Source organism: Streptomyces sp. NBC_01454, from assembly GCF_036227565.1.
In the GTDB taxonomy this organism is placed as follows: Bacteria; Actinomycetota; Actinomycetes; order Streptomycetales; family Streptomycetaceae; genus Streptomyces.
On record NZ_CP109460.1, the window covers coordinates 1,433,908 to 1,458,248 of the forward strand.

Annotated in this window: 20 protein-coding genes; 7 read left to right on the forward strand and 13 right to left on the reverse strand. The window is 74.2% G+C overall.

From position 1 onward, the window contains the following. The first annotated feature begins 110 nt into the window (after positions 1-110). Complete coding sequence (locus tag OIU81_RS06115; protein WP_329144631.1) at positions 111-1,292, forward strand: CapA family protein; 1,182 nt, start codon at positions 111-113, stop codon at positions 1,290-1,292. A 36-nt stretch (positions 1,293-1,328) separates the two neighbouring features. Next, positions 1,329-1,688, forward strand: coding sequence for a VOC family protein (locus OIU81_RS06120; protein ID WP_249636690.1), 360 nt, complete (start codon positions 1,329-1,331; stop codon positions 1,686-1,688). A 43-nt stretch (positions 1,689-1,731) separates the two neighbouring features. Here the strand turns inward: OIU81_RS06120 and OIU81_RS06125 are convergent, their stop codons facing one another. From OIU81_RS06125 to OIU81_RS06150, 6 genes are all read right to left on the reverse strand, one after another. Next, positions 1,732-2,655, reverse strand: a complete 924-nt coding sequence (locus OIU81_RS06125) for an NADP-dependent oxidoreductase (protein ID WP_329144635.1) — start codon at positions 2,653-2,655, stop codon at positions 1,732-1,734. 75 nt (positions 2,656-2,730) lie between these two features. Beyond that, positions 2,731-4,755 carry a DUF5107 domain-containing protein gene (locus OIU81_RS06130; protein WP_329144636.1) on the reverse strand — a complete coding sequence of 675 codons (2,025 nt, stop codon included), beginning with the start codon at positions 4,753-4,755 and terminating at the stop codon, positions 2,731-2,733. Positions 4,756-4,863: 108 nt separating this feature from the next. Beyond that, complete coding sequence (locus OIU81_RS06135) at positions 4,864-5,769, reverse strand: arginase family protein (protein ID WP_329144638.1); 906 nt, start codon at positions 5,767-5,769, stop codon at positions 4,864-4,866. A 139-nt stretch (positions 5,770-5,908) separates the two neighbouring features. Continuing rightward, positions 5,909-6,310, reverse strand: coding sequence for a glyoxalase superfamily protein (locus OIU81_RS06140; protein WP_329144640.1), 402 nt, complete (start codon positions 6,308-6,310; stop codon positions 5,909-5,911). Positions 6,311-6,323: 13 nt separating this feature from the next. Beyond that, positions 6,324-6,875, reverse strand: coding sequence for a GNAT family N-acetyltransferase (locus OIU81_RS06145; protein ID WP_329144642.1), 552 nt, complete (start codon positions 6,873-6,875; stop codon positions 6,324-6,326). Positions 6,876-6,936: 61 nt separating this feature from the next. Next, positions 6,937-8,358 carry a CoA transferase gene (locus OIU81_RS06150; protein ID WP_329144644.1) on the reverse strand — a complete coding sequence of 474 codons (1,422 nt, stop codon included), beginning with the start codon at positions 8,356-8,358 and terminating at the stop codon, positions 6,937-6,939. Between the two features lie 276 nt (positions 8,359-8,634). Here OIU81_RS06150 and OIU81_RS06155 point away from each other — a divergent pair, with 276 nt between their 5' ends. Together OIU81_RS06155 and OIU81_RS06160 are read left to right on the forward strand one after the other, a co-directional pair. After that, on the forward strand, positions 8,635-9,822 hold the full coding sequence (locus tag OIU81_RS06155) for a cytochrome P450 (RefSeq protein WP_329144646.1): 1,188 nt from the start codon (positions 8,635-8,637) through the stop codon (positions 9,820-9,822). Positions 9,823-9,857: 35 nt separating this feature from the next. Beyond that, positions 9,858-10,052 carry a ferredoxin gene (locus OIU81_RS06160; protein WP_329144648.1) on the forward strand — a complete coding sequence of 65 codons (195 nt, stop codon included), beginning with the start codon at positions 9,858-9,860 and terminating at the stop codon, positions 10,050-10,052. Positions 10,053-10,166: 114 nt separating this feature from the next. On the opposite strand, the gene OIU81_RS06165 is transcribed toward OIU81_RS06160, so the two are convergent. From OIU81_RS06165 to OIU81_RS06185, 5 genes are all read right to left on the reverse strand, one after another. Further along, entirely contained in the window at positions 10,167-11,951 is a 1,785-nt protein-coding gene (locus OIU81_RS06165; RefSeq protein ID WP_329154917.1) for an alpha/beta fold hydrolase, read from the reverse strand. 240 nt (positions 11,952-12,191) lie between these two features. Next, entirely contained in the window at positions 12,192-13,124 is a 933-nt protein-coding gene (locus OIU81_RS06170) for a S66 peptidase family protein (protein WP_329144650.1), read from the reverse strand. Next, on the reverse strand, positions 13,121-15,148 hold the full coding sequence (locus OIU81_RS06175) for a S9 family peptidase (RefSeq protein ID WP_329144653.1): 2,028 nt from the start codon (positions 15,146-15,148) through the stop codon (positions 13,121-13,123). Before OIU81_RS06175 ends, OIU81_RS06170 begins: the two co-directional genes overlap by 4 nt. Before the next feature lie 39 nt (positions 15,149-15,187). Beyond that, a complete protein-coding gene (locus tag OIU81_RS06180; RefSeq protein WP_329144655.1) occupies positions 15,188-16,552 on the reverse strand; it encodes a M20/M25/M40 family metallo-hydrolase in 1,365 nt (454 codons plus the stop codon). Beyond that, on the reverse strand, positions 16,545-17,378 hold the full coding sequence (locus tag OIU81_RS06185) for a M55 family metallopeptidase (RefSeq protein WP_329154919.1): 834 nt from the start codon (positions 17,376-17,378) through the stop codon (positions 16,545-16,547). Before OIU81_RS06185 ends, OIU81_RS06180 begins: the two co-directional genes overlap by 8 nt. Positions 17,379-17,746: 368 nt before the next feature. Here OIU81_RS06185 and OIU81_RS06190 point away from each other — a divergent pair, with 368 nt between their 5' ends. From OIU81_RS06190 to OIU81_RS06200, 3 genes are all read left to right on the forward strand, one after another. Beyond that, positions 17,747-18,634: a helix-turn-helix domain-containing protein gene (locus OIU81_RS06190; RefSeq protein ID WP_329144657.1), complete on the forward strand. Its 888-nt coding sequence runs from the start codon at positions 17,747-17,749 to the stop codon at positions 18,632-18,634. 243 nt (positions 18,635-18,877) lie between these two features. After that, a complete protein-coding gene (locus OIU81_RS06195; RefSeq protein ID WP_329154921.1) occupies positions 18,878-19,753 on the forward strand; it encodes a serine hydrolase in 876 nt (291 codons plus the stop codon). Between the two features lie 205 nt (positions 19,754-19,958). Then, on the forward strand, positions 19,959-20,900 hold the full coding sequence (locus OIU81_RS06200; protein WP_329144659.1) for a class I SAM-dependent methyltransferase: 942 nt from the start codon (positions 19,959-19,961) through the stop codon (positions 20,898-20,900). Positions 20,901-20,990: 90 nt separating this feature from the next. Here the strand turns inward: OIU81_RS06200 and OIU81_RS06205 are convergent, their stop codons facing one another. Further along, entirely contained in the window at positions 20,991-23,531 is a 2,541-nt protein-coding gene (locus OIU81_RS06205) for an MFS transporter (protein ID WP_443073933.1), read from the reverse strand. A 253-nt stretch (positions 23,532-23,784) separates the two neighbouring features. Further along, positions 23,785-24,228 carry an SRPBCC family protein gene (locus tag OIU81_RS06210; RefSeq protein WP_329144661.1) on the reverse strand — a complete coding sequence of 148 codons (444 nt, stop codon included), beginning with the start codon at positions 24,226-24,228 and terminating at the stop codon, positions 23,785-23,787. Positions 24,229-24,341: the final 113 nt, after the last annotated feature.

Sequence of the window (24,341 nt, forward strand, 5' to 3'; positions counted from 1 at the left end):
ACGACGGGCGGGCGGCCGCCCCCCCGCTGACGCGGATGGCCCCGTGATTGCCCCTGACGGCCCAGCCGCACCCCTCCCCCGGCGGAGAAATCCTCCCGGTGCCGGTAGGGATGGGGAGCGTGACCCGAATACAGCGCCTGGCCGCCCTCGCCACGCTCGCGCTCCTCGCGGCGGGCTGCGGCACCCCGCACTCCGCCGGCCCCGCACGCCCCCCGGCGCCCGCCACGCCGGGCGCCGCCCGGGCCTCCGCCGGCTTCACCCTGCTGGCCACCGGCGACGTCCTGCCGCACCACGAGATCATCGAGCAGTCCGGCGGCAACGCCCGCGGCCACGGCCACGACTTCCGCACCATGTTCGCCGGGGTGAAGCCGGTGGTCTCCGGCGCGGACCTGGCGATCTGCCACATGGAGACCATCTACGGCAGGGACGGCGGACCGTTCACCGGCTACCCCAGCTTCAAGTCCCCGCCCGAGGTCGCCGCCGCCCTGAAGGACGCCGGTTACGACTCCTGCTCCACGGCCTCCAACCACACCCTCGACGACGGCGCCGACGGCGTGCGCCGCACCCTGGGGGCCATGGACGCGGTGGGCCTGCGCCACACCGGCTCGGCCCGCTCCGCCGCCGAGGCCGGCCGGCCCGCGCTGCTGAGGGCCGGCCCCGCGAAGGTCGCCCAGCTCTCGTACACCTACGGCACCAACGGCATCCCGCTGCCCGGCAAGGCGCCCTGGACGGTCAATCTCATTGACGCCAAGAAGATCATTGCCGATGCCCGCGCGGCCCGGCGGGCGGGCGCGGACGTGGTGGTCGTCAGCGTCCACTGGGGCACCGAATGGCAGCCGGAGCCGGATGAGCAACAGCGCACCCTGGCCCGCACGCTGACCGCCGCACGCACCGCGGGGCGGCCCGACGTCGATCTGATCCTGGGCACCCATGCGCATGTCCCGCAGGCCTACGAGAAGGTCAACGGCACCTGGGTCGTCTACGGGATGGGTGACCAGCTGGCGGGCCGGATGTTCAACCACAGCGATCAGCCGGACGGCCGCGGCAACCAGAGCTCGATGGCCCGCTTCACCTTCGCCGGGCCGTCCGCACCCGGCGGGCGCTGGACGGTCCGCAAGGCGGAGTTCCTCCCCCAACTCACCGACATCTCCGACGGGTTCCGGGTGGTGAACCTCAATGCGGCGCTCGCCCGGCAGCCCGGGCGCGGCGACTACCTCCGGGCCCGGGACGCCATACGGACGATCGTGCTGTCACGGGGCGCCGCCCGGAACGGTCTGATCATGGCGCAGTGATCGCGTCCCGGCGGGGTCCCAACTAGGGTTGCCCGTATGGACATTCTGGGGACCTCATTGCGGGTGTGCGTCAGCGATCTCAATGCCTCGATCGGCGTCTACGAACGGCTGACCGGCGCCGAGGCGATCCGCTTCCAGCGCGGCGGGGTGGCGGTCGCCGCCGTCGGGTGCTTCTTCCTGATGAGCGGCCCCGAGGCGGAGTTGTCGGTGCTGCGCAAGATCACCGCGACTCTCGCCGTCAAGGATGTGGACGAGGCGGTCGCGGACCTCACGGCGGTCGGCGCGGACATCATCGCCGGTCCGCTGCCGACGCCGATCGGGCGCAATCTGGTCGCCCGCCACCCGGACGGTTCGATCTTCGAGTACGTCGACCGGAAGCAGGACGCCGGCGCCTGAGCGGCCCCGGCCCCCTGCCCGCCGAGGCGACGACGGTCCGCCGTCAGGACACCTCAAGGACGATCTTGCCGCGGGTCCGCCCGGCCATGCTCTGCCGCAGCGCCTCGGCGGCCCGGGACAACGGGAAGACGGCGGCGACCGGCACGGTCAGCTTCCCGGCGTCCGCGAGCGCGCCGAGCGCGGTCAGATCGGCGGAGTCCGGGCGCACCCACACCATGTGGCCGCCCTTGCCCGTGACCTCGCCGTCGGCGACGGAGGCCACCCGGCTGCGGTCCTTGAGCAGCTCCTGCGAGACCTCCACGACGCCCCCGCCGACGAAGTCCACGGCCGCGTCGATGCCCTCGGGTGCCAGGGCCCGCACCCGGTCGGCGAGTCCGTCGCCGTAAGTGACCGGCTCGGCTCCCAGGGACCGCAGGAAGGCGTGGTTGCCCTCACTTGCCGTGCCGATGACCCGGGCACCCCGGGCCACCGCGATCTGGACGGCGAGCGAGCCGACACCGCCCGCGGCGGCATGCACCAGGACCGTCTCGCCCTTCTTCGCGTCCACCCGCGCCAGCGACTGATAGGCCGTCAGGCCGGCCAGCGGCAGCCCGGCGGCCTGCTGCCAGCTGAGCGAGGCGGGCTTGCGCGCCAGGGTCCGCACCGGCGCGGCGACCAGCTCGGCGTAGGTGCCCTGCTGGACGGCGTCCTTGCGGACATAGCCGATGACCTCGTCACCGATCGCGTACTCGGTGGCGTCCGCGCCGACGGCTTCCACCACACCCGCCACGTCCCATCCGGGGATGAGCGGGAAGTGCACGTCCATGATCGGGTCGAGATAGCCGGCGAGGATCTTCCAGTCCACCGGATTGACCCCGGCCGCCTTGACCCGGACCAGGACCGAGTCCGGGGCCACCTTGGGGTCGGGCAGGTCGGAGTATGCGAGGACCTCGGGGTCGCCATAGCTCGGCGTGCTGATTGCCTTCATGATCCGCCACAACACCCGAAAGCGCGGGATCATTCCACGGCCGGGCGGGGTCACCGCGATGGCGTACGGCCTGGCCTACGGCCGCATCCGGTAGTCGTACCGCTCCGGGAGCGGATGGGTGGCGCGGGCCGTGGCGCGAACGTCCTCGGTGACCGGTCCGCCGGCCGCGACCAGCAGCTCGGCGATGGCGTACCAGGTGTCGCCGAGCGTCTCGTCGCCCTCCCGCAGACCGGCGATCTCGAATCCGGCGTCGAAGATCTCCCGGGCCGCGGCCGGCTGCCCCTGGGCCAGCAGCACCTGGGCGGTCAGCAGCTCGAGGCGGCCGTCGGCCGGAACGGTCCGCCGCAGACCCGCCAGCAGCTGCGCGGCCGCCTCCGTCCGGCCGGCCGCGAGCAGCGCGGGCACCGCCTCCCGGGCGAGCGCGGGCAGCACCGCCTGCCAGGCACGGGCCAGGGGCCCCTCCTCCGAGGCCGCCCGTGCCGCCTCCTCGCAGGCCTGCGCGTACCGGTCGGCGGCGCGGGCCGGCTCGCCCGCCACGGACTCGGCAACGGCCAGGCAGTACAGCGGCAGACAGCCGGCCCCCTGTGCGAGCGCCCGCTCCCAGCTGCGGACGGCCTGGGCCCGGTCGCCGGCATGCCACTGGGCGAGACCCAGGTGGTAGTCGGTGGCCGGCCCCGGCGCCGCGGACTCCAGCAGCTCGCGCCAGGCCGGCGCGACCAGCGCCGGTCCGGGCACGGGGCCGGCGGCCGGCAGGTCACCGGTGGTCAGCAGGGTCAGCCAGGGCTCCTGCTCCGCGCCCAGCGTGTCCGCCTCGAACGGTGTCCCCGGCAGATCGAGGCCGGCGCGGGCCACCTCCAGCGCGCCCCAGCCGGAGCCGGTGGCCAGCGACTCCTTCGGCTCGTGGTCCGCGTACGGACGCCAGGCGGCGTAGGCGGCGTCGACGTCCGCCCGCGGAAGGGCGGCCTCCAGCCGGGTCTCCACCTCGGTACGGGCCGCGGCCCAGTCCGCGCCGTGCACCGTCGCGGCGTCGGTCGCCAGCGGTCCGTACGCCTCCAGCCAGGCGAACTCGCCGCCCGCTTCCAGCGGTACGTGCTCCAGCTGGGTGCGGGCCAGGCCCGCCTGGATCTCGGCGTAGCCGCCGGTGCCCGGTGCGGTGAGCCACTGCTGCCAGCGGCGCCCGGCCCGGCCCGCGCCCCACACGAAGAGCTTGCGGCCGCGCAGCGCGCCGGTGGAGGTCTGCACCAGGCCGCGGCCGTCCGCGCCGAGGGAGGTGATCCAGCCGCGGGCGCCGTCGGGCACCTCGTAGAAGTAGTCGGCGGGATACTCGCTGCGCAGCGGATAACTGCGGTCGGCGCCCTCGGAGTCGGGCACCGGGACGCGGCGCAGGGTCCGTGCGTAGCCGAGGTGCCAGGCCTCGTCCGCGGGGGCCAGGACGCGGGTGCCCTCGTCCTCGGGAACGGCGGTGTTGGACCACCAGTAGACCGGCACGGTGCGCGGGTGCGGATTGCGGATCCGCACGCCGACGTGCAGGAAGTCGGAGCCGTCGGGCAGCCACAGGTCCACCTGGAAGGGCAGGTCGCGCAGCCGTTCCCACTCCCACAGCCGCAGCATCTCCCCGCCGTCGGGCGCCGGGACGCGGGCGGCGTGCAGCGGGGCGCAGGAGAGGGTGGTGTGTCCGGTGGCGCCGATGTTCCATTCGATGCCGCCGGAGAACCAGGCGCCGTTGAGGGCGAAGGCCGCGGGCTGCCACACCGGGTTGCGGTAGAGCAGTTCACGACCGGTGGGCTTGTGGTGCAGGGAGTACACCCGGCCGCCGAGGCCGGGCAGGACGGTGGCGCGCAGCCGGTCGTTCTCCAGGACCAGCGCCTCGATGTCGGTGCTGCGGCGGACGCGTCCGTAGCCGTCCCGCATCCGGGTCGGCAGGATCGAGCGCAGTGGCTCGTAGTCGATCCGGCGCGCCATGCCGTCGGGCAGGCGGGTGTCCGGCGCGAGTGCGAGGCGGTGCGGGTCGTCGGTGGCGTGCAGGGCAGGGAGGGGGTTGTCCGGGCCGAGGGGGGCGGCGGGAAGGGTCAGGGTGGTGTGTCGCACACTCGTGGCCACGGCTGCCTCGCAATGCTGGACCGGGCCACCTCGGCTGCGGCGGCCTCCGGTTGACCATGGAACCGCGTCCTCGTCGGTGTGCACAGGGCTTCTTGCGGCCGGGGGAGGTCAGGGTTGCGCAAAGACGTCCTCAAGGAGGTCGGCGAGCAGCACCGCACCGGCCCCCTCGGGGTCGCGGTCCGGGTCGTAGCTGGTGACGTTGACCCCGGCACAGCGGGGCGAGGCGGCCAGCGGGCCGAGCAGCGCCCGGAGTTCGTCGGGGAGCAGGCCATCGGGGTCGGGGCTGTCGACGGCCGGCATCACGGACGGGTCGAGGACATCCGCGTCGAGGTGGATCCAGAAGCCGTCGAGCGGGGAGCGGTGGAAGCGGGCGAGGACCTCGCGTGCCACCCGCTCCGGGCCGCGCCGCCGGATCCCGCCGACCGGGGTGTGGGCGATGCCCAGGCCGGTCAGCTCCGCCTGGTCCTCGTCCGCGTCGCGCAGGCCCAGCACGCTCAGGTCCTCGTCGCGGACGTAGGGCCCCAGGCCGTCGAGGTCCGTGAGGTCGGGCTGTCCGCGCCCGGTGATCTGCGCCAGGCCCTCTCCGGCGGCGGCACCGACCGGACCGGAGACCTCCGCGTTGCCCGGGTGCCGGAAGTCGCCGTGCCCGTCGAGGTGGACGACGCCGTACCGCCCCAGCCGCCGCAGTGCGAGCACCGCCCCGAGCAGGATGCTGCAGTCGCCGCCCAGCACCACCGGGAAGTCGCCCCCGCGGACGTGTCCCTCGATGCGGGCCGCGAGCGTGCGGGTGTAGGCGGCGAGGGGCGCGGCGTGGAAGTCGCCGTCACCCTCCTTCCACTCGCCCAGGTCGTAGCGCGGCGGCACCACCACGCCACCCTCCAGGGCACCGAGCCGCCGCAGCAGCCCCTGGTCGCGCAGCGCGCCGGCCAGCTTGTAACAGCCGGGGACCACGCCGGGCGCGGGCGGCCGCAGCCCCAGGTTGGAGGGTGCATCGATCAGTACGGTACGGCGCATGACGTGATCGTTCCACAGGCCGGGCGGGGTTGGGGCGAACCCCGCGAACTCCCTTGCAGGGACAGGGACTTCGGGCCCAGGGTGAACGGGCCGACGGGGCCTGTGGCCGCGGCCGGCCCGCCGTCTCCCCGGCCGCTGCTCACCCGGCCGGCGCCTCCCCGCCCGCCCGGTCGGGGCCACCCGGCTCGGCCAGCCGCAGCCGGTTGCCGAAGGGATCGGTCAGCGTGAGCGTGGTCCCCCTCCCGTCCCGCTCCAGACCGGGCCGCAGATACGGATAGCCCTTGCCGGCCAGCTCGGCGTGCAGCGCGTGCACCCCGCTCAGCTCGGTGTACACGGTGGAGCCGGGCGTCGCGTCGCCGTGGTGCTCGGACAGATGCAGGACCAGGTCACCGCGGGAGACCTGGGTGTAGAGCGGCATACCGGGCTCGAAGCGGTGCTCCCAGTCGACGGTGCAGCCGAGGTAGCCGAGGTAGAACTCATGGGCCTTGGCGACGTCGAAGATCCGGAAGACCGGGACGGTGCGGTGGAAGCGGATGTCCATGCCCGGCAGGACATCACACCGGCTCCTCCGTCACCATCTCGGCAGTGATCGCCCAACGCTCGTGGTCACGCCAGGCGCCGTCGAGGAACAGGAAATCCGGCGAGAAGCCCTCCAGCCGGAAGCCGGCGCGTCGGACCAGGCCGATCGAGAGGTGGTTGGCCGGCTGGACGTTGGCCTCCAGGCGGTGCAGCCCCATCGTCCCGAAGGCGTGGTGCAGCACGAGCCGCAGCCCCTCGCTCATCAGCCCGCGCCCGGCGGCGTGCGCGAAGGCGCCGTAGCCGATCGCCCCGCTGCGGAACGCCCCGTGCACGATGTTGTTGATCGTGAGGTAGCCGGCGATCCGGCCACTGGTGAGTTCGCAGATCAAGAAGCCCTCGCGCAGCGGCTCCTGCAGCCGCAGCAGATAGGCGTCGTAGGCGGGGTCCGTGGCCGGCGGGGCGAGCCACGGGTGGTGCAGCTCCGCGCTCTCCCGCGCCTGCGCGGTGAACTCGTCCCGGTCGGCGGCGGAGAAGTGCCGGATGCCCACCCGCCGGGCGCGCGCGAGATAGCGGTCGTTCGTCGTCATCGGCAAATCGTACGAAGGCGTGGCGGCGGCGGGCCAGCGAATGCGGCGCGCGGCGCGGGCCTCAGCGCCACACCGGAGCGTCCGCGCCGCAGCGGCCGGGCGGGGTCGCCCAGGTGGCCGGTGCCCCGCCGAAGGAGACCGGCGGGAGGGCGTGGCGCAGCCGGCCGACGGGGCTGTCGGTCTCCCGGAGGTGATGCCCGGGGTCGGGGGCGCCGCCGGACGCCGCCGGTTCCTGCCGGGGGCCCGCGGGCGCGCCGTCGTCCCCGGGGCCGTGCAGCAGCCAGTGCGCGGTACGGGCGAGGGAGAAGGTGGCCAGGCAGGTGCCGCCGGTGCGGGTCTGTTCGGTCAGCGCGCGGAACACCGCGGCGGCCAGCAGATAGCCCGTGCCGTGGTCCAGCGCCTGCGCGGGCAGCGCTCCGGGCGTACCGTCGCCCTTCGCCCCGCCTCCGCTCGCTGTCGAGTCCTGGGATGCGGAGCCCGGGTCGGTTTCGAGGGCGGCGATCCCGGTGGCCGCCTGCACCAGACTGTCGAAGCCGCGCCGGCCGCGCCACGGGCCGTCGTCCCCCCAGGCGGAGAGCCGGGCGATCACCAGCCCCGGGCGGCGTTCGGCCAGCGCCTCGGGGGTCAGTCCGAAGCGGTCGAGCGCGCCGGGACGGTAGCCGGTCACCACGACGTCGGCGCCGGCCAGCAGCTCTTCGAAGGCCGCCCGGCCGGCGGGCGCGCCGAGGTCGAGTGCGGCGGACCGCTTGCCGAAGCCGGTGTCGCTGTGCGCGTCCTGACTCTCCGGCAGCTGCGGGGCGTCGAGGCGCAGGACGTCCGCGCCGAGCAGTGCCAGGGTGCGGGTGGCGACCGGGCCGGCGATCACCCGGGTCAGATCGAGCACCCGCAGCCCGGCGGCCGGCAGCGCCGGCCGGGTGGCCACCGCCGCGCCCTGCGGGTGGGCGGCCCACTGTGCGGGGGTGCGGACGGCGACGGCCAGCCCGCCCGCGGCGTACACCGTCTCCTCGGTCTCCGCCGCGCTCCGGCCGGCGAGTTCGGCCCCGGTCTCGGGCACCCCGGCGTTCTCGGGAAGGTTCAGCGCGCGCAGCAACCGGGCGCGGTGGTGCGGGTAGTTGGCGTGGGTGCGTACCCAGCCGTCGGCGGTGGGCCAGAAGCGGGAGAGCGGGGCGAAGGACGAGGGGGCGCGGCCGTCGACGCGCAGATGGCGTTCGCTGAGGAAGGCGGTGGCCACCGCGCCGTCGTCGACCCGTACGGCCGGCAGCGGCCCGCCGTTGCGCCGCGCGGTGAGCTCGGCGGCGGCCAGCGCGCAGACCGCGACCGTGGCGCGGGCCAGGGACAGCACCGGGAGCCGGGACGGCAGCAGACCGGGCGGGCCGGGCGGCCCGCTGCGGGTGATCCACTCCGTCAGTGCCGGGTCGCCGCCGAGCGCCGCCCAGGCGTGGTCCGTGCCGCTGTGCTGTCCGCCGCTGCCCCGTTGCTCCATGCGGGCAGTGTGGCAGGCGCCCCGCGTCACCCCCGCGGCCGCTCCTCCTCTCCCCCGCTCGGCGCGGCGAGTGCCGCACGACGGCGGTACGGCGCAGCATCGTAAGGACCCTGACGGGGTGTCTCCGGCGCACAACGGCACACCAAGTTGGCCGGTCTGCCCATAGACGTGCCCGCCATCCGAGGCATGAGGTGAGATCAGCGCGGCCCCTGCGGCGCGCTTCCGCATGGACATCTCACAGGCGAGCGGACCGAGCCGCTCGTACGGGAGGAACTTGTGACCGAAGCCATTGCGTATTTCCAGGACCGCACCTGCCCCTACCACCCGCCGGCCGGCTACCAGCCCCTGCGCGAGGCCGGCCCGCTGGCCCATGTCGCCCTCTACGACGGCCGCAGGGTGTGGGCGGTGACCCGCCACACCGAGGCGCGGGCGCTGCTGAGCGACCCGCGGCTGTCCTCCGACCGGCAGAACCCGGCCTTCCCGGCCCCGTTCGCACGCTTCGCGGCGCTCCAGCAGGTCAGGTCGCCGCTGATCGGAGTGGACGACCCCGAGCACAACACGCAGCGCCGGATGCTGATCCCCAGCTTCAGCGTCAAGCGGATCGCGGCGCTGCGGCCGCAGATCCAGCAGATCGTCGACGCTCTGCTCGACCGGATGCTGGCGCAGGGGCCGCCCGCCGAGCTGGTCTCCGCGTTCGCGCTGCCGGTCCCCTCGATGGTGATCTGCTCGCTGCTCGGCGTCCCCTACTCCGACCACGAGTTCTTCGAGGAGGCGTCCCGCCGGCTCCTGCGCAGCCGTACGGCCGAGGAGGCGGAGGCCGCCCGGGTCGGACTGGAGGACTACTTCGACGAACTGATCGCCCACAAGGAGAAGACCCCGGGCGAGGGCCTGCTGGACGAGCTGGTCCACGACGAGCTGCGCACCGGCGCCCTGGACCGCGGGGATCTGGCCCGGCTCGCCATGATCCTTCTGGTGGCCGGCCACGAGACCACCGCCAACATGATCTCGCTCGGCACCTTCACCCTGCTGGAGCACCCCGGACAGCTGGCCCGGCTGAAGGCCGAGGAGGGGCTGCTGCCGGCCGCCGTCGAGGAGCTGCTGCGGTTCCTGTCCATCGCGGACGGACTGCTGCGGGTGGCGGCGGCGGACATCGAGATCGGCGGGCAGGTCATCCGTGCCGACGACGGCGTGCTGTTCCCCACCTCGCTGATCAACCGGGACGACGGCGCCTACCCGGCACCGGACGAGCTGGACCTCGGCCGGTCCGCCCGCCACCACGTGGCGTTCGGGTTCGGCATCCACCAGTGCCTGGGGCAGAACCTCGCCCGGGCGGAAATGGAGGTCGCGCTGCGCTCGCTGTTCGCCAGGATCCCGGATCTGCGACTCGCCGTGCCGGCTGCCGAGATCCCCTTCAAGGCGGGGGACACTCTGCAAGGAATGATCGAACTGCCGCTGGCCTGGTAGCCGCGGTGCACGCGGCCGAACGAAGGGGATTTGGAATGCGGATCACCATCGACACCGACGTCTGTGTCGGCGCCGGCCAGTGCGCGCTGACCGCGCCCGGGGTGTTCACCCAGGACGACGACGGTTTCAGCGAGCTGCTGCCCGGCCGCGAGGACGGCGCGGGCGACCCGCTGCTGCGGGAGGCCGTCCGCGCCTGCCCCGTGCAGGCCATCACGGTCGCGGACGACTGAGCCGGCGCCTTCGCGGACGCGTCGGCTGACGCGCGCGGCCCCTGCCGTCCGGGCCCCGCGGCGCACCCGACACGCTCCGCCCTCCCCCTTGTCCCTACGACATCGACCCGTCCACTACGGCAACACCCCTCGGACGACGGGCAGTTCGAGGACCCCGGTGTCCCCGGGCGCGGCACCGACCGTCACCGGCTTCACCCCGCGATTGCCCGTATAGGCATCGTCGCTCGCGGCGATGACCAGGCGCAGTCGGTGCCCCGGCTCGAAACGGTGCACGATGCCCGGCAGTTCCACGGTGAACCGCCGGGTCACATCGGCCACCCGGGCCGGGGCCACCAACCGGTGCACCAGCGTCTTCCCGCCGTCCGGCGCGACATCGTAGAGCTTGGCGAACAGCACCAGCCGGTCCGCCGCGTCCGGGGAGCCCTGCTGCCGCGCGGCCGCCGGCGCGACGGCCCGCAGCGTCACCGCGGGCGCGCCCACCACCTCCAGCGGAGCGCCCGTCACCGGCGGCGACGTCCAGTCCGCGAAGGTGCCGCGGGCGTCGTAGGGCGGTACGTCCGGCAGACCGAGCAGCCCGGCCAGCGAGCTCTCCGAATGGCTGGTGGGGCCGCGCAGGTTGCGGTACTCCCGGCTGCCGCGCACCACCTCGCCGCGGCGGCCGACGAGCCGGCCGTCCCCGGAGAGGTACAGCCGCCGGACGGCGCCGGCCGGGAAGGAGCGTGCGGTGCCGTACGCGGGCCCGTCGCCCGCCCAGTCCCGGTAGTACGCGAACGCCGGGCCGGTGGCGGCCGCCGTACGGCGGTGCAGATAGCGGTCGAACCACGCCAGGATCCGCCGCCCGACATAGCTGGTGTCCAGATTGCCGCGGGCGAGGTCGAGTTCCCCGTCCGCCGGCTTCCGCATCCCGCCGCTGTGCCCCCAGGCCTGCCAGATCATCCGGGCCGGAGTGCCCCGGGCGTGCAGCGTCCGGTAGGTGGCGGCGGCCTCGTTGAGGTTGAACAGGGTGTCGGCCTGGCCCTGGACCAGCAGCGTCGGCGCCTTGACCGCCGCCAGGTACGAGACCGGGGAGACGCTGCGGACGTAGCGGAGCACGGCCCGGGTCCGCCCGGCCGGGTAACTGCCGGAATCCAGCAGCCGCTTGGTGTCACAGGCCCGGGCGGCGAAGTGCAGACAGCCGGCGCCGCCGGTCCGCGACGGGTCGAGGTCCGGATGGAGCAGCCCCTGCGCCTCGCCGATCAGGAAGAACCCGTTCGTCCACTGCCACTTGTACGCACCGGGCAGCGCGCCGGCGCGCCCCTGCCCGCGGCCGGCGGCGTTGGGGGCGAGGGAGTAGGAGAGGTCGTTCCAGGTGATGAGCGGGACCAGCGCGTCGACGCGGCGGTCGACGGCCGCGGTGGCGAGCTGGACCGCCCCGCCGTAGGACGCGCCGATCATGCCGACCCGCGGATCGCCGGCACCGTCCCGGGTGACGTAGTCGAGCCGGGTCCCGTTGTCGGCCGTACGGGTGCCGGCCAGCAGGTCCACCAATCCGCTCGCCGCCCGGCCGTCGAGCGCGGGGTCGTCGAGGGAGATCGGGCAGCCGGACCGGCCGAAGCCGAGGCCGGAGTAGGCCAGCGTCACATAGCCGCGGGCCGCGAGGGCCTTCGCCAGGCCGGCGGTCGAACTGTCGGTCTTGCTGCCGCCGAAGCCGTTGGTGGTCAGCACGGCGGGCGCCGGATGGGCGGCGTCGGCACCGGCCGGGCGGTAGAGGTCGGTGTCCAGGGTGCAGTTGCGGTCGCCGGCCCGGACGGTGACCTTGAGCGCGGTGACGGTGTACGGGCCGGCGGCGGCCACGGGGGCGGGCGGGGACAGCGTGAACGGCGCGAGGAGCGCACAGCCGGCCAGCAGGGTGAGGGACATGCGGCGCACGGGGCGGAACACCGCTCGGGACACGCTGGGCACGACGACCTCCACACACCTCCGCCGACCGGTCGGCGGCGGGCGCGCTCATGCTGGGGCACGGCCGTGGGCGATGCAAGGCACCCGGCCCGCGTTGCCGATAGGACGTCAGTTCAGCCCCTTCCCACGGCCCGTGCGGACCGACGCCGCGCGGCCGGCCCTGGCCCCGCAGGCGCCGACGAGGCACCGGACCCCGGTAGGTCACACCGTCGCCGGGGCGTCCAGGACGAGCGTGCCGGCCGTCGCGTCCAGTACGGCGGGCACGCCCAGCGGCACGGTCAGCGCCGTATCGCCGTGCCCGAAGCCGCACTCCTCGGCCACCGGCACCCCGAGCCCGCCCAGCCGGTCCGCCAGCACCTCCCGCACCCGGTCGTAGGGGCCGCAGCGGGCCCAGGAGCCGAGGGCGATCCCGGCCACCCCCTCCAGCCAGCCGGCCCGCAGGAGTTGGGTGAGCGCCCGGTCGATGCGGTACGGCGGCTCCCCCACGTCCTCCAGCAGCAACAGCCCGCCCGCCGCGCCCGGCCTGGCCCGTGGCGCGCCCAACTCGGTGGCGAGCATGGTCAGGCAGCCGCCGAGGGTGACCCCGCGGGCCCGCCCGGGCACCAGCGGCCGGGCGGACGGCGCGGCCAGGGTGCGGACGGTCTCCGGCGCGAAGAGCGTGCGCCACAGGTACGCGCGGGTGGCCTCGTCCTTCAGGAAGACCTCTCCGGCCACGGCCGGTCCGTGCAGCGTGGACACCCCGGCGCGCACCGCGAACGCCTCGTGCAGCACCGTCACATCGCTGAAACCGATCAGCGGCTTGGGGGCGGCGGCCCGGACGGCGTCCCAGTCCAGCAGGTCGACCATCCGCTGGGCGCCGTAGCCGCCGCGCGCCGCGAACACCGCCTTGACCGACGGGTCGCACCATGCCGCCTGGAGGTCGTGGGCCCGCTCCTCGTCGGTCGCGGCGAGGTAGCCCAGGGTGGCGTGGGTGCCGCGGACGTGGGGTGCGGGCACCGGGTCGAGATCCCAGCCACGGAGCACATCCAGCCCGCGGTCCAGCCGCTCCGGCGAGAGCGGGCCGCTGGGCGCCACCACGGCCACCCGGTCGCCGGGCCGCAGCCGCGGCGGGCGGAGGAGCGATACCCCCGTCATCCGCGCAGCTCCAGCGCCGGGACGTCGCTGCGGGCGAGGCCGAAGGTCCGTACGTAGAGGGCGAGTTCGGCCTCCACGGCGCGCACGATGGTCTCGGCGCGGCGGAAGCCGTGTCCCTCCCCGGCGAACGGCAGATAGGCGTGCGGCACCCCGCGCCCGGCGACCTCGGCGAGGAACCGCTCGCACTGCGCCGGCGGGCAGATCACATCGTCCAGGCCCTGGAGCAGCAGGAACGGCGCGGCGATCCGGTCCGCGCGGTGCAGCGGCGAGCGCTCGCGGTAGCGGTCGGGCACCTCGGCGAACGGCCCGACCAGCGACTCCAGATACTGCGACTCGAAGTCATGGGTCTCGCCGGTCGCCCAGCCGGCCAGGTCCAGGATCGGATAGCTGATGGTGCCGCAGGCGTAGAGGTCGGTGCTGGTCAGCGAGGCGGCGGCGGTCCAGCCGCCGGCGCTGCCGCCGCGGATGGCCAGCCGGGCGCGGTCGGCGCTGCCCTCGTCGGCCAGGGCACGGGCGACGGCCGCGCAGTCCTCGACATCGACCACACCCCAGCGGCCGCGCAGCCGCTCGCGGTACTCCCGGCCGTAGCCGGTCGAGCCGCCGTAGTTGACCTCGGCGACACCGATGCCCCGGGAGGTGAAGTAGGCGATCTCCAGGTCGAGCACCAGCGGGGCACGGCCGGTGGGGCCGCCGTGCGCCCACACCACGAAGGGCGGCAGTTCGCCGTCCGGGGCGACGTGGTCGGGGTTGTGCGGCGGATGGATGTGCGCGTGGATGTCCCGGCCGCCGGGTCCGGTGAACGTACGGCTCCGCGGCCGGGGGTGGTAGGCGGGGTCCAGCACATCGACGTGCGGGCAGGCCAGGACCCGGGCGCGGCCGGTGCAGGTGTCCAGCTCGACGAGCTCGTACGAGCTGTGCGGGCCGGCGGCGATCCCCAGGACGCGGCTGCCGTGCACCGCGAGGGTGGGCGCCCATTCCGTCCACGGGCCGGCCGCGTCGACGAGTTCACCGGTCACCGGGTCGAGGATGCCCAGGGCGGTGGCGCCGCGGCCGTGGACCACCGCGAGCGTGCCGTTGTCCAGGGGCAGGAACCAGCGCTGTCCCACGGTCCACAGCGGGCCGCCGAACTCCTCCTGCCGGGCGGGGCACAGCGCCCGGCGCGCCACCGGATCGCCGGGCGCCGCGTCGGGGTCGAGGCGCTGGAGTTCCCACCAGCCGCCGGGGTCCGAGACGATCAGCAGCGAGCCGTCGGGCGCCCACTCGATCTGCGCGACGGATTCCCCGTCCCCACCGCCCCCGGGTCCGACGGATCCGAGGTCACCGGCGACCGGCCGGACGTCGGTGAACGTGCCCTCGTCGCTGACCGTGGCCACCATGACCAGGGTGCCGTCCCAGGGCATACGGGGGTGGTCCCACGCGATCCAGGCGGCCCGCCGGCCGTCGGGGGAGAGCCGCGGACCGGTCACGAAACGGTGCCGGTCCTCGCTCAACTCCCGTACCCGGGAGCGGTCCTCGGCCGCCGAGCCGTCGAGCGGCACCGCGGCGAGCACCCGGCGCACCTCGGTCGGCCGGTCGCCGGTGAACTCCTCCAGGACGCACCACACCTCGCCGAGTCCGGGGCGCAGCACCGGGTCGACCCAGCGCAGTCCGCCGCCGACCGCGGAGCGCGGGGTGAGCGGGCGCGGGGCGGCGTCGCCGTCCGGGGTGCAGGCGTAGAGCCGCTGGTCGTCGAAGTTGCTGAAGACGATCAGCGGGCCGCCCGCGGTGTCCGTACCGGCCCAGGGCTGGCCGCCGTACTCCAGCACCCGGCTGCGGACGTTCCAGGGCGCGGGCAGCACCGATTCCTCCTCGCCCCCCGGCCGTCGGCGCACCAGCGTCCGCCGGCCGCCCTCGGCGGGCCGCGGCTCCGTCCACCACACCTCGTCGCCGACCACGCCGACGAAGGCCGGCCGGCCGTCGTGCGCGGCGACCGTCCGGGCGTCCACCGGGGACGTCCAGGAGCCGTACGGAGCCGTCGTCACCATGCTGTTGTTCCTCTCCACCGTCGGGCAGCGCGCGGCCGGTCAGACCGTGCGCAGGAAATGATCGAGCACCCGGACGCCGAAGTGCAGCCCCTCGACCGGCACCCGCTCGTCCACACCGTGGAAGAGCGCCTGGTAGTCGAAGCCCTCGGGCAGTTTCAGCGGCGAGAAGCCATAGCCGGTGATGCCCAGCCGGGAGAACTGCTTGGCGTCCGTGCCGCCGGACATGCAGTACGGCACGACATGGCCGTCGGGGTCGAAGCGCTCGATCGCGGCCCGCATCGCGGCGAAGGTCGGGGAGTCGGCGGGGGCCTGCAGCGCGACCTCGCGGTGGTGGTACTCCCAGTCGACGTCGGGCCCGGTCAGCTCGTCCAGGGTGGCCTCGAACTCCGCCTCGCCGCCGGGAACCACCCGGCCGTCGACATGGGCGACGGCGGATCCCGGGATCACATTGACCTTGTAACCGGCCGCCAGCATCGTCGGGTTGGCGCTGTTGCGGACGGTCGGCTCGATCAGCCCGGCGGCCGGACCGAGCGCGGCCAGCAGCGCGTCGACGTCCAGGCCGGCCGCCTCGGTGTCGGTGTCGACGCCGTGGAGCGCGGCGAGTTCGCGCAGCGCGGCACGTACGGTCGGGGTGAGCCGGAGGGGCCACTCGTGCGCGCCGATGCGGGTCACGGCCGCGGCCAGCCGGCTGACGGCGTTCTCGCGGTTGACCTTCGAGCCGTGTCCCGCCCGGCCGTGCGCGGTCAGTTTCAGCCAGGCCGTGCCGCGCTCCCCCGCCGCGACCGGATAGAGCTGGATGCCGCCGCCCGCGTGGAAGGTGAAGGCCCCGGACTCGCTGATGCCCTCGGTGCAGCCCTCGAAGAGCGCGGGGTGCCGGTCGGCGAGGAAGCCCGAGCCGTCCTCGGCGCTGGCCTCCTCGTCGGCGGTGAAGGCCAGCACGATGTCCCGCCGCGGCCGCACTCCGCTGCGGGCCCACCGGCGGACCACGGCCAGCGTCATCGCGTTCATGTTCTTCATGTCGATGGCGCCGCGGCCCCAGACCACCCCGTCGCGGACCTCCCCGGAGAAGGGGTGCACCTGCCAGTCGGCGGGCTCGGCGGGCACCACGTCCAGATGGCCGTGCACCAGCAGGGCGTCGGCCGCGGGGTCGGTGCCCTCGATCCGGGCGACCACATTCGTCCGGCCCGGGCTGCGCTCCAGCAGGGTCGGCGTCAGCCCGGCCCCGGCCAGCCGCTCGGCGGCGTACTCGGCGGCCGGCCGCTCCCGGCAGCTGCCGTCCCCGGCGTTGCTGGTGTCGATCCGGATCAGCTCGGAGGTGAACTCGACGACCTCGTCGAGCGCCCGCAAGTCCACGCCGGAGGCCTGGCCGGCCGCCGGCTGCCCCGTCCCGTGCCGCTCAGCCATATTGTTCCTCCACTGCGGACGACACGACGGTGGTGACCGCCTTGAAGCACCGGATGGCCTCATACATGTCCTGCCCGGTGTACGCGACCCGGCGCTCCCCGGCGCGCTCCACCCCGGGCACACAGGTGGCCGCGCCCACCAGATGCTCGGCGTCGAATTCCAGCTCGAAGCGGAACGGCCCGTTGTGGGCGCATTCATGACGTACCGCCAGTGAGGCGCCCTTGGCGGCCGCGGCCCGGATGTCGGCCGCGGTACGGGCCGGCGGCCGGCAGACCGCCGCATAGCGCGACACATAGTCCTTGACCGCCACCGCGGGTGCCTGGGCCGCGTACCCCAGGGCGTCCTGACAGGTGCGGTCGTCGCCGGTGACCAGCACCACCGGTACGCCGTACTCGGCGACCACGAGGGAGTTGAGATACCCCTCACTGGCCCGGACGCCGTCGACCCAGACCCCGGTGAGGGTGTTGGCGAGGTAGGTGTGCGCGAGGACGCCTTCGGTGCCGGCACCGGTGTGGTAGCCGACGAAGGCGATCCCGTCGACATCGCCGTGCTGCACCCCTTCGACCATGCTCAGCGACTTGTGCCGGCCGGTGAGCATCTCGGCGCGTTCGTCGAGCTGTTCCAGCAGCAGGTTGCGCATCGTCCAGTGCGCCTCGTTGACGAGCACCTGGTCGGCCCCGCCGTCGAAGAAGCCGGCGATCGCCGCGTTGACGTCGGAGGTGAACATATGGCGGCAGCGCTCCCACTGGGGCGTTCCGGGCAGCACATCGGCGGGCCAGGTCACGCCGGTGGCGCCCTCCATGTCCGCGGAGATGAGGATCTTCACAGTCACCAGTCCTATCGCAGCCACGAGTCGGCACGCACGATCCCCCACAGTGTCGAAGCCGCCGGACGGATTTGCCAGTGCGGCCAGGGCCGTTGGGCGCTGACGCCCCGTCCGGTTCCCTCCGGAGGCGGCCCGTTGGCCACTCAGCGTGATGCCCGCGTAGCGGAAGAAGGGATTCCTGCGGGGCGGATGGGGCGGTACGCTCGTGTCGCGCCGCATCTCAAACAGTTTCTGTCGCAAAGTGCAAGGACTTCGAACGGAATCCGAAAGGACTTCTGAACGAGTCCTGTCAACTGCCGACGGCACGTGCCAGGTGGGGTAGAAAAAGGCCGAACCAGCTTCCCAGGCGACGAGACAGAGGCAGAACGGTGAGCGAAGTACTGAACGGCGTCCGGTTACCGCAATGCGGTGACGGACGGGCCGACAGCGAAGACGACCAACTCGCGATCCTGACCGAACTGATCGCACAATCCCTTTGCGATCGCAATCCTGGCTTCAAGGAAGTCCTGGAACGCGGCGGTCACCAGCAGGTCACCCGACTGATCGAGAACGTGCTCCGGAACGGCAACCCGTTGCCCGACAAGGTGCGCGCGGTCATGCTGCGCAGCGACACGGACATCCACCTCGTGGCGTCCGCGCTCGGCGACTGCCTCGTCAGCGCGCCGGGTGAGGCGCCGGGTCTGCTGATACCCGCCGCGCTCGCCGACGGCAAGGAAGGCCGGGCCCGACTGAAGGGCGTGCTGCGCCATCGCGCGGCCGTCGTCGGTCATGCGGTGACGCCGCGGGAGGCCACCGCCTCCGTGCGCGCCGCGTCCCGGCTGCTGGATCTGGCCTGCGCGTACGACGGCCCGGAGGCCGGCGTGGTGTTCGTCGACGACCACCTCTCCTCCCTGCTGCTGCTCCAGGACGAGTCCTTGGCCCACACGCTGATCGCCCGCCGCCTCAGCCCGCTCGCCGGGCTGACGCCGGAGCGGTGCGAGCGGCTGGAGGCGACCCTGCTGGCCTGGCTCAGCGGCATGGGGGCCCCGGAGGTGGCCAAGGCGCTCAGCATCCACCCGCAGACGGTGCGCTACCGGATGCGCCAGCTGGAGAAGCTGTTCGGCGCCCGCCTCCGCGACCCGCACACCCGCTTCGAGATCGAGCTGGCCCTGCGCAGCCGCCAGCTGATCGCCGGGGCCCGCCGCCGCCGCGCGGCCGTCAGCCGTCGCCGCCCCCGCGCCGTCGCCAGGCCCCGCACCCCGCTGCCACGCCCCTAGGAGTACCCCCCATCCACCCCCCATGATTTGGCGAACGTCACACCCCGGCACCCACGCCGAATACGGACAATCCACCCCAATCCCCTGAGGTGGCCGGACGCCCGCCACGTATCGTCACCGTGACCCATGACCGGGAGGCCGGCCGGCGCACGGCTGCACCGACCCGCAGCGGAGCCGGACGTGCGAGGCCGGACGCCCGAGAGCGGGGCCTTCGATACACAGCGGGAGCAGAACATCACCTCCATGCACGGATCACGCATATCGACCTGCACACGGCGCGGGCTGGCCGCGGTCGTGGCCGCCGGATCGCTGCTCACGGTGCTCAGCGCGGCGACCCCGGCCGCGGCCGGCACCGCCGACGCCCCGGTGGGCGGCTCCAAGGTCGTCTGCACGTCGAAGAAGCCGGGCCTGGCGCCGGCGCTGTCCCGGGACCTCGCCGGCGCCCTCGGCGGACGCCGGGGCGCCTCCGCACTGGCGGTCTACGACCGGTCCACCTCGACCAGCTGCGAATTCAAGGGCGGCACCCACTTCGACTCGGCGAGCGTGGTGAAGGTCACCGTGCTCGGCGCCCTGCTGCGGCAGGCCGAGGAGGCGCACCGCAAGCTGACGCCGCACGAGGTCGATCTGACCACCGACATGATCACCAAGTCGGACAACGACGCCACCACCGCGCTCTGGCAACGCGTCCGCCCCGCCGGCGTCCAGCACTTCCTGTCGCTGGCCGCCATGCGGGACACCGTCCCCGGCAAGGACGGGGACTGGGGCCTGACCCAGATCACCGCCCACGACCAGCTGACGCTGCTGCGGCTGCTCACCACGGACACCCCGGTGCTCACCGCGCACTCCCGGGGCTATGCGCTCGACCTGATGCACCGGGTCGCCCCCGACCAGCGGTGGGGGGCGCCCGCCGGTGCCCCGGCCGGCGCGGCCGTGCACGTCAAGAACGGCTGGCTGCCGCGCGACAAGGGCGGCTGGCGGGTGCACAGCGTCGGCGCCTTCACCGGCAGCGGCCACGACTACGGCATGGCCGTCCTGTCCACCGGCAGCCACACCATGGACTACGGCGTCGACACCATCGAGAACGCCGCCCGGGTCGTCCACCGCGATCTGGCGCGCTGACTCACCGACCCGGGCCGGGCGCGGGTGAACGCGCCCGCTGCCGACCGCAGTTCAGGCCGTGAAGAGCCCGGGCAGCGCCGCTGCCCGGGCCCCGGTGCGCTCCGCCCGGCGCGCGGCGGCCCGTGCGGTACGACTTTGCACTCCCCCGGGTGACCGGCCCCCCGATCGGCCCCGGCGGAGGCACGCCCGGCGATATCAACGCCACATGATCGAGGCAGCGCGCACCACGGGCCACGAACCGTCCGCTCCGTCCGTCCCCCGCCCCGCGGCCCCCGCCGGGGGGAGCCCCGCGCCACGGCGCGTCACGGCGGATCTGAGGGGAGTGCCCGAAACGGCGCTGTGGACGCTCCGGCACCGCGCCGCCGAGGCCGCCCGCCCGGACACGGTGCTGCCCGATCCCCGCGCCGTCCGGCTGCGGGCCGAGCTCGACTTCCCGGAGCGGCTGGGCGCCGTCCGGCCCTGGCTGGCGCAGGCCATCGCCCTGCGCGCCCTCGCCTTCGACGGGGTGGTGCGCGCGTTTCTCACCGCCCACCCGGACGGCACCGTGGTCGCGCTCGGCGAGGGCCTGGAGACACAGTTCTGGCGGGTGGACAACGGCCGGGTCCGCTGGGTCACCGTCGACCTCCCCGAACCGCTGGCGCTGCGTGGACAGGTGCTGCCGCACGGCGCCCGGCAGCACCTCCTCGCCTGCGACGCGCGCGACGGCCGCTGGACGGCCGGGATCGACGCGGCACGCGGCGTGCTGGTGACGGCTCAGGGCCTGCTGATGTATCTGGAGCCGGCACAGGCGACCCGGCTGATCGGCGTCTGCGCCGAGGCGTTCCCCGGCGGCACCATGGTCTTCGACACCGTCTCGCGGCGGTTCAGCGCCCGCACCCGCCGCGGCGCGAAGGGGCTCGTCGGCCATCGTCTGCCCCCGATGCCCTGGGGCATGGACGCCGCCGAGCGGCCGCTGCTGCGCGAGGCCCATCCGGCCATCGGTGAGGTGGCGGCCCTTGCGCTCCCGGCGGGCCGCGGCCTCCTCGGCCGTCTCGCGCCCCGGCTCACGGCCGTGCCGCTGGTGCGCAACGACTGCCCGCTGCTCACCCGGCTGCGCTTCGACCCGGCGCCCGCCCCCGTACCGGGCCAGTCCCGGCGGTCCGGCTGAGAGCCGCCGGCGTGCGGGCCCGGCACGGCGGGCGGCAGGCGCCGCGGCGGGCGGGCCCGCGCACCGCCCGAGCCACCCGCCGCGACCGGCTCAGTCCTCGTGCCCCAGCTGGAGATCGCGTTCGGTGCGGCCGCCGCCCGCCACCTGCAGGACGGTGGCCACCGGCGGGTACCCGGCGGCGATGACGGTGTATTCACCGGCCGACAGGTCCACGAAGCGGAACAGCCCGTCGGAACCGGTGATCGCGGTGTCGACGACATTGCCGGCGGCATCCAGCAGCGTGACCCGGGCGTCCTCGACGGTCCGGCCGCCACCGGCCCGTACGGTCCCGCGCAGCACCGCGCCACCGGCGAGCTCGATGTCCTGGCGGGTCTCCCGGGATGCCTGGACGCTCACCGGCAGGGCGGCGGGCCGGAACGCCGGGGCGCTGGAGGCGAGGGTGTACTCGCCGGCCACCAAGTCCCCGATGACATAGCCGCCTTCGCGCCCGCTGCGGGTGGTGGCGACCACCTCACCGCGGACATCGGTGAGGGTGACCATGGCATCGCGTACGGGGGTGCCGTCGGCGGTGGTGACGGTGCCGGCGAGACGCCCCGCGCCGCCGAGCACGACGTCCAGATCGACCGGCCGCTCGCCGACGGTGACGGTGACCGCCTGCGGCTGGTGCCCGCCCGCCGATGCGATCAGCACATAGGAGCCGGCGCCCGGCGTGCTCAGCGCGTACCGGCCGTCCTCGCCGGTGGCGCCGCGGCCGATCTGCCGGCCGGCGACGTCGATCAGGGTCAGTGCCGCGCGCGGCACGATGCTGCCGTCGTGGTGCTGGACGGTGCCGCACACCGGGACGCCGGCCGGGGCCGTGTGCGGTCCGCCGGGGTGCCGGTGCGCACGGGGGTAAGCAGGCCCGGAATCACGGGAGTTGACGGCGTCGGCGGCCGTGGCGGTACGGGCCTGCGGGACGGCTGCGGGGTCGGCCGGTTCGCCGTACGGCGCCTGCGGGGTGGTGGAGGCCTGCGGAGCATGCGGGGCGTGGGACACCAGGGGTTTCTCTTTCAGGAAGAAGGCGAGCAGGAAGCCCAGGACGAGCACCGGCACGAGGTAGCAGAAGATCCCCGGCATGGCGTGCGCATACGCGGCGACATAGCTGTCGCGCAGCGGGGCGGGCAGCGCCCGCACCAGTTGCGGGGTGATCGACTCCGGATCGGGCAGCTGCGCCGACCGCGGCAGCCGGTCGCCGAGCCGGCGGGCCAGCCGGTCGGCGAAGAGGGTGCCGAAGAGGGCCGCACCGGCGCTGCCGCCGATCTGCCGGAAGTAGTGGGTGGCGCTGGTGGCCGTGCCGAGGTCGGCGGGGCGTACGGAGTTCTGCACGGCGAGCACCAGCACCGGCAGGACGAGACCGATGCCGAGGCCGAGGACACCCATCCAGACGCTGTAGACCTCGCGCGGGGTGTCCTCCTGCCACCGCGACAGCAGCCACATCCCCACCGCGGCCACCGCACAGCCCAGGAGGGGGAAGACGCGGTAGTGCCCGGTGCGGCTGATGAGGCGGCCGGAGACGAGGGAGGCGAGGACGATGCCGCCCATCATCGGCAGCATCAGCAGCCCGGACGTGGTGGCGGTGGCGCCGTCGACCATCTGCAGGAAGGTCGGCAGATAGCTGGCGGCCCCGAAGAGCGCGATGCCGATGACGGCGCCGATCAGCCCGGTGACGCGGAAGACCGAGTCGCGGAACAGCCGCAGCGGGATCAGGGGTTCGGCGGCGAAGTGCTCGACGGCGACGAACAGCAGGGCGGTGCCGAGCGCGCCGGCGCCGAGGCCGAGCACGACCCGTGAGTCCCAGGCGTACGTGGTGCCGCCCCAACTGGTCAGCAGGACCACGCAGGTGGAGAAGGCGGCGAGCAGCAGGGCGCCGGGCAGGTCCAGCCCGGCGCGGCGGGCCGGCCGGGGCAGTTTCAGCACGAAGGCGATGAGCAGCAGCGTCAGCACGCCGAGCGGGACGTTGAGGTAGAAGCACCAGCGCCAGGAGGCGTGGTCGGTGCAGAAGCCGCCGATCAGCGGCCCGGCCACCGAGGCGAGCCCGAAGGCCGCACCGATCAGGCCCATGTAGCGGCCGCGGGCCCGGGGCGGGACGAGATCGGCGATGATCGCCTGGACGCCGATCATGAGCCCGCCGCCGCCGGCGCCCTGGACCGCGCGGAAGGCGACGAGTTCGTCCATGCTCCGCGACCAGCCCGCCAGCGCCGAGCCGGCGGTGAAGACGAGGAGGGCGAAGAGGAAGACGGGCTTGCGGCCGAAGAGATCACCGAGCTTGCCGTAGAGCGGCAGTCCGATGGTGGCGGCCAGGAGGTAGGACGTCACCGCCCAGGACATCGTGTCCAGGCCGTGCAGTTCGCCGACGATCTTCGGGAGCGCGGTGGCCACGATGGTCTGGTCGAGGGCGGCGAGCAGCAGCGCCGCCATCAGCCCGGCGAAGACCAGGCGCACGCGGCGGGGGCCGGGCGGCGCCATCGCGGCGGGGCCGGGGCCCGCGCCGCCGGGCCGGTGGTGCACGGCCGGCCGCGCCGGAGGTGCCGGGGTGCCCGCTGCGGGCGGACCGGTCCGCTCGACCCGTTCACCCAGGGTGGTCCCGCCCACGTGCTGCTCCCCTCGTCACGCCTGTTGCCGCCCAATTTCTCGCATTGGGCGACAACACCGATCAAGCGCGGCGAATGGGGGCGTGCGGGGCGGGAACGGACGTCAAGTACGGTGCGCAGCGCGCCTCTTGGGCTCCCATCAGGGCTTTCCGCAAGGAGGCGAGCCGGCGGGCCGCACACTTCGGCTCACCGGAAACCACCCGAACCGGTGAGTGTGACGGCGGGCGTGCGGGGTGACGGAAGGGCCGGACCGCTCACTTCTCCGTCTCGCGGGCGAGGTTGTCGAGGAGCGCGTCGTAGATCCGGCCGAGCCCCTTGGGGGCGAAGGTCTTCTCGAAGAAGCCGCCGACGCCGCCGGCGCCCGTCCAGGTGGTGGTGACGACAACCTTGGTGCGCTTCTCGCCCGCCGGGGTGACGACCCAGGTGGTCACCATCGACGAATTGCGGTCCTTCTCCACGAGCTGGCCCTCGGTCGGCTCGTCGACCTCCAGCAGGCAGTCCCGCACCCGCTTGCTCGTGGCCTGGAGCTTCCAGTGGACGAGGGTGCCCTTGCCGTCGCCGCCCTCGCGGACCTCGTACTCGCTGAAGTGCTCGGGCAGCAGCTTCTGGCGCGTACCGCTGTAGTCGGCGAGCGCGTCGAACACGTCCTCCGGGTCCGCCGCGATCTCGCGCTGCGTCGTGGCCTCGACCTGCCCCATGTGCGTTTCCCTCCGGTAGTCGGCTGCCCGCCCTGCGGTGCACCGCCAAGCCAACCACCCCCGGGTGACCCGCCCAAATCCAGGGTTGACCCACAGCATGGGAACGTTTGTTC